Source organism: Micromonospora sp. NPDC005215 (genome assembly GCF_040607915.1).
In the GTDB taxonomy this organism is placed as follows: Bacteria; Actinomycetota; Actinomycetes; order Mycobacteriales; family Micromonosporaceae; genus Micromonospora.
In genome coordinates this window covers 1-2,396 of the sequence record NZ_JBEXHQ010000113.1, presented here as the reverse complement: position 1 = coordinate 2,396, position 2,396 = coordinate 1, and the positions used below count along the sequence as shown (strand labels likewise).

The 2,396-nt window shown below is 68.7% G+C and carries 2 protein-coding genes; one reads left to right on the top strand and one right to left on the bottom strand.

The features are described from left to right. A partial coding sequence (locus ABZU25_RS34410; protein WP_355033537.1) for an RICIN domain-containing protein occupies nucleotides 1-1,458 on the top strand: 1,458 nt, incomplete at its 5' end. Between the two features lie 329 nt (nucleotides 1,459-1,787). Here the strand turns inward: ABZU25_RS34410 and ABZU25_RS34405 are convergent. Continuing rightward, nucleotides 1,788-2,396: RICIN domain-containing protein (locus ABZU25_RS34405; protein ID WP_355033536.1), on the bottom strand; the 609-nt coding region annotated here is incomplete at its 5' end.

Below are 2,396 nucleotides of genomic sequence, written 5' to 3'. Positions count from 1 at the left end.
CCATCCCGACAGCCTGAAGCCCGTCCAACGCCCAACCGGGAACGTCGACCGGCGTGTCACCCAACCCGGCCAACGTTTCCGGTCACAGCACTAGCGCTGTTCTACGAGGACTTTTTGACCCGCACCGATTCGGCCGGCCGTGTGGTGTTCGTGCCGTCGTTCTCGATGGAGAACTCGCCGGCCAGCACGAACGTCCTGCTGGCGATCAACGCCACCGGCGACATCCAGGCCGGCAGACACGCCCTGCGGGCCGCTGTCGAGGCTGCCAACGCGCTCGGTGTCGAACAGGGCGCCGGCCAAGGCGTCGCGCGCTGGACGGCCCTGCTGGCGAAGCTACCGCCGTACACCGTCAACGGCAGCGGCGCCCTCGCCGAATGGTCCTGGCCGGGACTCACGGATCGCTACAACCATCGGCACGTCCATCACCTGTACGGCGCGTGGCCCCTGCACGAGATCAATCCCGAGGAGGCGCCCGGGCTGGTCACCGCCGCGCTCAGGGCCCTGGCGCTGTGCGGTGACGAGAACACCTCCGCGCACGGCAGCCTGCATCGAGCCCTCGCCTCCGCTCGGCTGAAGGACGGCGCCGGCGTCTACAGCAACCTCCGGAAGATCATCGGCAACAACATGATCTTCCGGTCGCTGATGACAGCACACAACCCGAATCTGGAGACCTACAACGCCGATGCGGCCAACACGCTGCCGGCCGTCATCAGCGAAGCGCTTGTGTACACCAGGCCCGGCGTCATCGAGCTGCTGCCCGCCGTGCCCAGCCAGCTCGCCAGGGGCACCATCACCGGGGTCCGCGGACGCAACCAGGTCCGCATCAACAGCCTTTCCTGGGATCTTCCTGGTCGCTCGGTAACCGTGGCACTCACCTCGACGATCACCCAGGCGATTACCCTCCTCAGCCGGCGCGGGATGGCATCCATCAGCACGTCCGCGACGGTCACCCCCTCGCCGCTCGGCCCGCATGCCCGGGTGATCTCGTTGACGGCCGGGCAACAGATACAGGTCGTCGTAGGTCTGCCGGCCGCCGGCGGCGTCGTTCGACTGGCCAACCGGCGCAGCGCAAAGGTGCTGGACGTCAACGGCGGCTCCACCACGGACGGGGCAACTGTCATCCAGTGGCCGTGGACTGGCGCGGCCAACCAACAGTGGCGGCTGCTACCCAACAGCGATGGCTCATTCCGGCTGGCCGTTGTCAAAAGCGGGAAAGTCCTGGACAGTCCAGGTGGCTCGGGCCAGGGCGCGGCACTCGTTCAATGGGCCGACAACGGCGGACGTAACCAGTGGTGGAATCTCGTCCCGGCGACGACCAGCGGATACTACCGGTTCGTCAACGTGAGCAATGGCTGGTGTGTCGGGGTCGAAGGCGGCTCCACCGCAGACGGCGCCAGGGCGGTCCAGCAACCGGTCAGCGGCGAGACCAGCCAGGAATGGCAGATCCTTGATGCCTGAGGCGGGAGGTCAGAGGCACTGGTCGCAGCGGCTCCGGGCGATGGGGCCGCGAGACTTCCGGCTGGTGCCCGCCAGTCTTCGACCTCGTCGACGGCCGCCAGTACCTGTGCCACGCCAAGCGCGCCACGCCGGGTGGGTCTCGGCCACCGGCGTGCGTGGTCCGGGTACGGCGGCAGCGTCGGGTCGGCGGTGGGGACCGGCCCGGCCCAGAGGGTACGTCCGTGATGGGATCGCGCCCGACTCGGAGGCACAGACCGTGCCCCCGAGTCGGCGCGACAATCGGCAGCGCATTACCGGCGGCCGAACTTGACACTCACCTCTGCCACTGGTCAGGAGGCTACGAACTGCCACTGCTGGTTGGTCCCGCCGTTGGCGGTCCACTGCACGACCTGCGCCCCGTCGGTGGTCGAGGCGGCGGAGACGTCGGCTGCTAGTCCGCTGCTGCGGCTGACGATGGTGTAGTAGCCGTCACCGGTGGGCCGCAGGTACCACGACTGGTTGGTGCCGCCATTGGCCGACCACTGCTGCAGTTGCAGGCCCTGCGTGCTGCTGCCGCCGTTGACGTCGAGCATCTTTCCGGAGGCGGTGTAGCGCAGGGTGTAGGCGTCCTGCGTGGTGCTGATCGTCCAGGTGGGGGTGCCGCTCTGCTGGACCGCCTTGGCGCCGTCGGCGGTGGAGTTGCCGGCGATGGCGAGGGGCTTGCCGCTGTTGCGGTTGACGATGCGGTAGGTGCCGGGAGCGGGCCCGGTTCCGCCGCTTCCACTGAGGTTCAGGTACTCGACCGCGTCGGTGAAGACGGTGCTGCCGGACTTCGCGGTCGACAACTGCAGGTACACGCGGCTGCCGGTGGCGGGGGCGGTGAAGGACACCGGTTGGGTGACCCGTGAGCCGAGCGGGACGGTCAGGGTGGTGCTGCCGGACGCGACGACCGCGCCGGT